The organism is Clostridium sp. AF02-29 (assembly GCF_934835585.1).
GTDB classification, from domain to species: domain Bacteria; phylum Bacillota; class Clostridia; order Lachnospirales; family Lachnospiraceae; genus Otoolea; species Otoolea fessa.
In genome coordinates this window covers 1-4493 of sequence record NZ_CAKVZK010000067.1, presented here as the reverse complement: position 1 = coordinate 4493, position 4493 = coordinate 1, and the positions used below count along the sequence as shown (strand labels likewise).

The window sequence follows — 4493 nt, the reverse complement described above, 5'->3', positions numbered from 1 at the left end:
ATTTTCAGGGTTTTACATACTGTTCAGTTTTCAAGGTTCTTTGTTGTTGTCTCATCGACAGCTTATTTATATTATCATAAGCAATTGACTTTGTCAACAACTTTTTTTATTTTATTTTTAATCTTTCTTAGAAACCCGTTTGCGTTTCCGCTCTTATTTCCTCGATTGATTTGCCCTTGTCTCAAGGACGTATGTTATGATACCAGAGTTTCCAAGGATTGTCAACGATTTTTCTATATTTGTTATTCTTTTTATTTTGTTGTGATTTTTTAGAATATTCTAACTATTTGAAGTCTATGCATCTATTTCCCCTAATCCCAGAAATGGCATCGAATCAAAAGAATCCGATGCCATTTCCATCCATTCATAAATACAGCTTTCAATCTCCATCTACACTCTCATTTATATCTATTACCTATTCCTATACTACCTTCTCTACAAATGATACTCAATCAATTTAACTGCCAGGCTGACACCGCCGCAGACCCACATCACAAGAATTGGGTTCAGTTTCCATTTGCGGAGCGCTATAAAAGCTGCCGAAAAAAGAACCAGACTGCCCCACTGGATCATCCTCTCCCCATTTACCTCTGGAAGAACTGCTGCCAGTAGCATCGAAAGTCCGGCACCTGCGATCAGCGCCACTACCGCTGGGCGAAGACTGCCTAAAATACTTCCCATCGCAGAGCCGCCACGGTAACGCCGATATATGTATGCCAATACCGATACAATGATACAAGATGGGAAAATACATCCCCAGGTTGCCGCAACCGCCCCCGGAAGTCCCGCTATCCGAATTCCGACAAAGGTTGCTGAATTGACCGCAATCGGTCCCGGCGTCATTTCCGCGATCGTGATAAGATTCGTAAACTCCGTCATCGTGATCCATCCCTGTCGTTCCACAATCAGGCTCTGTACCAGTGGAATCGCCGCGTAGCCGCCGCCCACGCTGAAAAGCCCTATCTGCAGAAAGCTCAAAAATAATTGTATATAGATCATATCTATTCTCCCCCTCTATACCGCACCGGCCGTCTGCTCACGTTTTCTCATCCAGATAAATCGAATCGTTCCCGCCAGAATACCCGCCGCAATGATATAGATTACATTCACATCCAGCACAAAATCAGCCAGGAACGCAATTATCATGATTGCAATTGAATACAGCTTTTTTTCCTTCAGAACATTCACTCCCAGTCCACAGGAAACATCCAGAATCACAGCCGCCACGCCGACTCGCATTCCCTCTAGTGCTACTGCCACCCAGACGTTCGACGCAAACGCGGCGTAACAGACGGATAAAACCGCCAGAATCGCCATCGGCGGAAGAATCGTTCCGATGACTGCCACCACCATTCCGGCAAACCCATATACTTTCCAGCCAACCAAAATTGCCCCATTTACCGCAATCGCGCCCGGACAGGACTGTGCCAGTGCGGTAAAATCAAGCATTTCCTGTTCATCAATCCAGTGAAGCTCATCCACGAAACATTTCTTCATAAATGTCACAATGACAAAACCACCCCCGAATGTAAATGCGCTGATATAAAGTGTTTTTAAAAATAAAACCAGCAGTCGATGCTTCTGTTTCATCTGCCATTCCCCCTTTTATCTTTTGCCTCGCCCAGTTCTCCTTCGCGCAGAACAACACTCCTTTTTCTGTGCCCATTATAACACTTGCCAATTCATTTTAAAATTACTATAATTTATATATAGTTCTTATCAAAACATCTATGATCGTCTATAAAAGCAGCGCCGTCAAAAATAACCTTTCTGACGGCAGGCAAAAAGCAGGACAAACACACAGATACGAATGTTTCCCACTCCTTATGAAACATTCAGGAAAGGAGTTTTCATGACACTGCGGCATTTCCGAATTTTTATCGAAGTAGCGTCCGCCGGAAGCATTACACAGGCGGCACGCAATCTCTACCTGACGCAGCCAACTGTCAGCACCGCCGTCCGGGAGCTCGAAGAACACTACGGAACATTATTTTTCGACCGGATCAACCAGCGTCTGCGAATTACTGGCGAAGGGCGACGTTTTCTCGACTATGCACGCCATTTTATCCAGATGTACGATGAAATGGAACTGGCATTTTCCAATTCTGAAATCAGCGGGATTCTCCGCATCGGCGCCAGCACCAACGTGGGGATTTCCTATCTGCCACGTTTCATACAGCTATTTCAAAAGACATATCCCCATGTGCACACGCAGGTCCATATACAGACGACCGCACAGACGGAAGCCATGCTCTTAAATGGGGCGCTAGATCTTGCAATCGTCGGCGGCACCATCCGCTCCGAACAGATTGCCTTGACTCCCCTGTTTCAGGAACACTACACCGCTATCTGCGCGCCTGGACACCCGATGGCAGAAAAAACCGTTTCCATCAATGCATTTATGAAAGAACCTCTGCTCTTCCGCGAAGTCGGCAGCACCTCTTATGAAGTATTTCAAAATGCCATCCGTCAGACCGGCTGTGAGGTCACCCCTGCCTGGGAAAGCACCTCGCAAGAGGCCATTCTCGAAGCCGTCCGCCTGGGGCTTGGAGTCACAATTCTTCCAAGCACTATGATCGAAGCTGAGCTGAGACTCAGTGCCATTTCCCGGATCTATTTTTCAGATTTTTCTTTTCAAAATACCATTCATCTGGCGTGGCATCAGAGCAAGTTTCTGTCTCCTGTCATGCAGGATTTTATCCAAATGGCGCGTGAACTTTTGCCACCCAACCATATTTCCGCTCAAAATTCCCCGGAAATCTTCCCTCATACACAGCCTTTTCCTGTGATGGATGCATGACGGTTCCGGTAAACTTCCGTATGAGACGGTTCGCGATTATCAGGTCATCATTATCCATATGACCTGATACGACGCTGAGGTTATCTGGGATTGGTTGCGAATACGTACGGATGATTGAAAATAATTTCTTCCTGTAATATACTTTTAGGTATAGCTATACCTATATTTCAAAAGATTACTGGAATTTGCCCGACGGGCAGCGTGCAAAGCTGATCGACGGGCAATTTCATAATATGGCACCTCTGAGCCGGATTCATCAGGAAATTTCCTACCAGATTTCCCGACTTCTTGGAAATTATATCGAGTCCAACGGCGGAAAATGCCGCGTTTATCCGCCTCCTTTCGCCATCAATCTGGATGCGGATGATAAAGATTGGGTTGAGCCTGATATCCCTCTTATCTGTGATCCGAATAAATTGACCGACCGCGGCTGTTCCGGCGCTCCCACTCTCATTTTCGAAATCGTATCTCCATCCAGCCGGCGCATGGACTACATTATCAAAAATGCTCTGACTCCCTTAAACTTACCGAATAAAATTCGTCGCCGTCCGCTCCTCCTGTTCCGGAAGACCATATTCTTTCTTGCCAAGCTCGATGGACTTCATAAGAAATGTCATATTCTTTGCAAGCATCCGCATCGTCTGCTTGCCTTCCTCATCCATCTCTGCCTCCCCTTTCTCACAGCCGTGAATACTGTTCCAGTATCTGCTGGATGCGATCGGCATATTGCTGATGGTAAAAAATTTGTTCAATTCATCAAAAGTCGCTGAGCAGCCGCCTCTGCGTGCACAGACTACACTGGCACCCACCTTCATGCTCTTATCAAAGGACGTGCTGTAAAACAAGCGGTCAAGACAGGCAATCAGCGTCGCATTAGCCGATGCATAGTAGACCGGACTGGCAATCACCAGGCCATCCGCCGCCTCAAAGAGAGGTGCCAGCTCATTTACGATATCATCAAACACACATTTTCCAATTTTGCTGCACTGGTTACAGGCAATACAGCCCCGGATATCTTTATTTCCAATCTGTATGGTTGTTACCTCTACCCCACTATTTCGAAATACATTCTCCATTTCCCGGATGGCAATGGATGTGTTGCCGTTTACACGTGGACTTCCGTTTAGAATTAATACTTTGCTCATTTGGTTTCCTCCTTTTACTCTGCGATACATTTATTCCAACAAATTGCTTTTAAACAGTCTGTAAGCGTATATATTGTCTTCAGGTGTCTACAACTGTCTACATAAAAATGAAAATGCAAAAAAGCGGAAACCCTGATGAATCAAAGCTTCCGCAATAATAAAAAAGAGCGCGAGACGGGACTCGAACCCGCGGCCTCGACCTTGGCAAGGTCGCGCTCCACCAACTGAGCCACTCGCGCATATTTGTAAGAATCGGGGTGACAGGATTCGAACCTGCGACCTCCTGGTCCCAAACCAGGCGCTCTAGCCAAGCTGAGCCACACCCCGTCATCCACGTTTATATTTGATTTTCTTGAACGTTTATATACCTTCAAAACTGCACACTGAATTTCTTCTACTTCTATCTTTCATCCTTCAGGAAATAACTTCCTCTTACCTATCCTTAACCATAACCTTTTGGTTAAGCCCTCGACCGATTAGTAACAGTCAGCTTCATGCATTACTGCACTTCCACCTCTGCCCTATCTACCTCGTCGTCTTCAAGGGGT

General features: G+C 45.9%; 4 protein-coding genes, 2 tRNA genes, 1 rRNA gene and 1 pseudogene. 2 read left to right on the top strand and 6 right to left on the bottom strand.

Annotated elements, in window-relative coordinates; genetic code table 11:
* Positions 1-435: 435 nt before the first annotated feature.
* Together PUQ60_RS11320 and PUQ60_RS11315 are read right to left on the bottom strand one after the other, a co-directional pair.
* Positions 436-999 (bottom strand): chromate transporter, encoded by a 564-nt coding sequence (locus PUQ60_RS11320; protein ID WP_107001912.1) that lies wholly within the window; start codon positions 997-999, stop codon positions 436-438.
* A gap of 15 nt (positions 1000-1014) precedes the next feature.
* Positions 1015-1590, bottom strand: a complete 576-nt coding sequence (locus PUQ60_RS11315) for a chromate transporter (protein WP_273381456.1) — start codon at positions 1588-1590, stop codon at positions 1015-1017.
* Between the two features lie 262 nt (positions 1591-1852).
* On the opposite strand from PUQ60_RS11315, the gene PUQ60_RS11310 reads away from it, so the two are divergent.
* The gene (locus tag PUQ60_RS11310) at positions 1853-2800 is read left to right on the top strand and encodes a LysR family transcriptional regulator (protein WP_273381457.1); all 948 of its coding nucleotides are present in this window, start codon (positions 1853-1855) and stop codon (positions 2798-2800) included.
* 185 nt (positions 2801-2985) lie between these two features.
* Positions 2986-3297 (top strand): annotated as a pseudogene (locus PUQ60_RS11305) (Uma2 family endonuclease); the annotation flags it as partial.
* Between the two features lie 27 nt (positions 3298-3324).
* Here the strand turns inward: PUQ60_RS11305 and PUQ60_RS11300 are convergent.
* From PUQ60_RS11300 to PUQ60_RS11285, 4 genes are all read right to left on the bottom strand, one after another.
* The gene (locus tag PUQ60_RS11300; RefSeq protein ID WP_118523166.1) at positions 3325-3945 is read right to left on the bottom strand and encodes a flavodoxin family protein; all 621 of its coding nucleotides are present in this window, start codon (positions 3943-3945) and stop codon (positions 3325-3327) included.
* 166 nt (positions 3946-4111) lie between these two features.
* Positions 4112-4184, bottom strand: a tRNA-Gly gene (locus PUQ60_RS11295).
* A 13-nt stretch (positions 4185-4197) separates the two neighbouring features.
* Positions 4198-4272: transfer RNA gene (locus PUQ60_RS11290), tRNA-Pro, on the bottom strand.
* Positions 4273-4401: 129 nt separating this feature from the next.
* A 23S ribosomal RNA gene (locus tag PUQ60_RS11285) occupies positions 4402-4493 on the bottom strand; the annotation flags it as partial.

What these genes read in the sequence shown, in the direction of transcription:
- PUQ60_RS11310 (WP_273381457.1), top strand. Translation starts at nt 1,853, where the DNA reads ATGACACTGCGGCATTTCCGAATTTTTATCGAAGTAGCGTCCGCCGGA.
- PUQ60_RS11320 (WP_107001912.1), bottom strand. Translation starts at nt 999, where the DNA reads ATGATCTATATACAATTATTTTTGAGCTTTCTGCAGATAGGGCTTTTC.
- PUQ60_RS11300 (WP_118523166.1), bottom strand. Translation starts at nt 3,945, where the DNA reads ATGAGCAAAGTATTAATTCTAAACGGAAGTCCACGTGTAAACGGCAAC.
- PUQ60_RS11315 (WP_273381456.1), bottom strand. Translation starts at nt 1,590, where the DNA reads ATGAAACAGAAGCATCGACTGCTGGTTTTATTTTTAAAAACACTTTAT.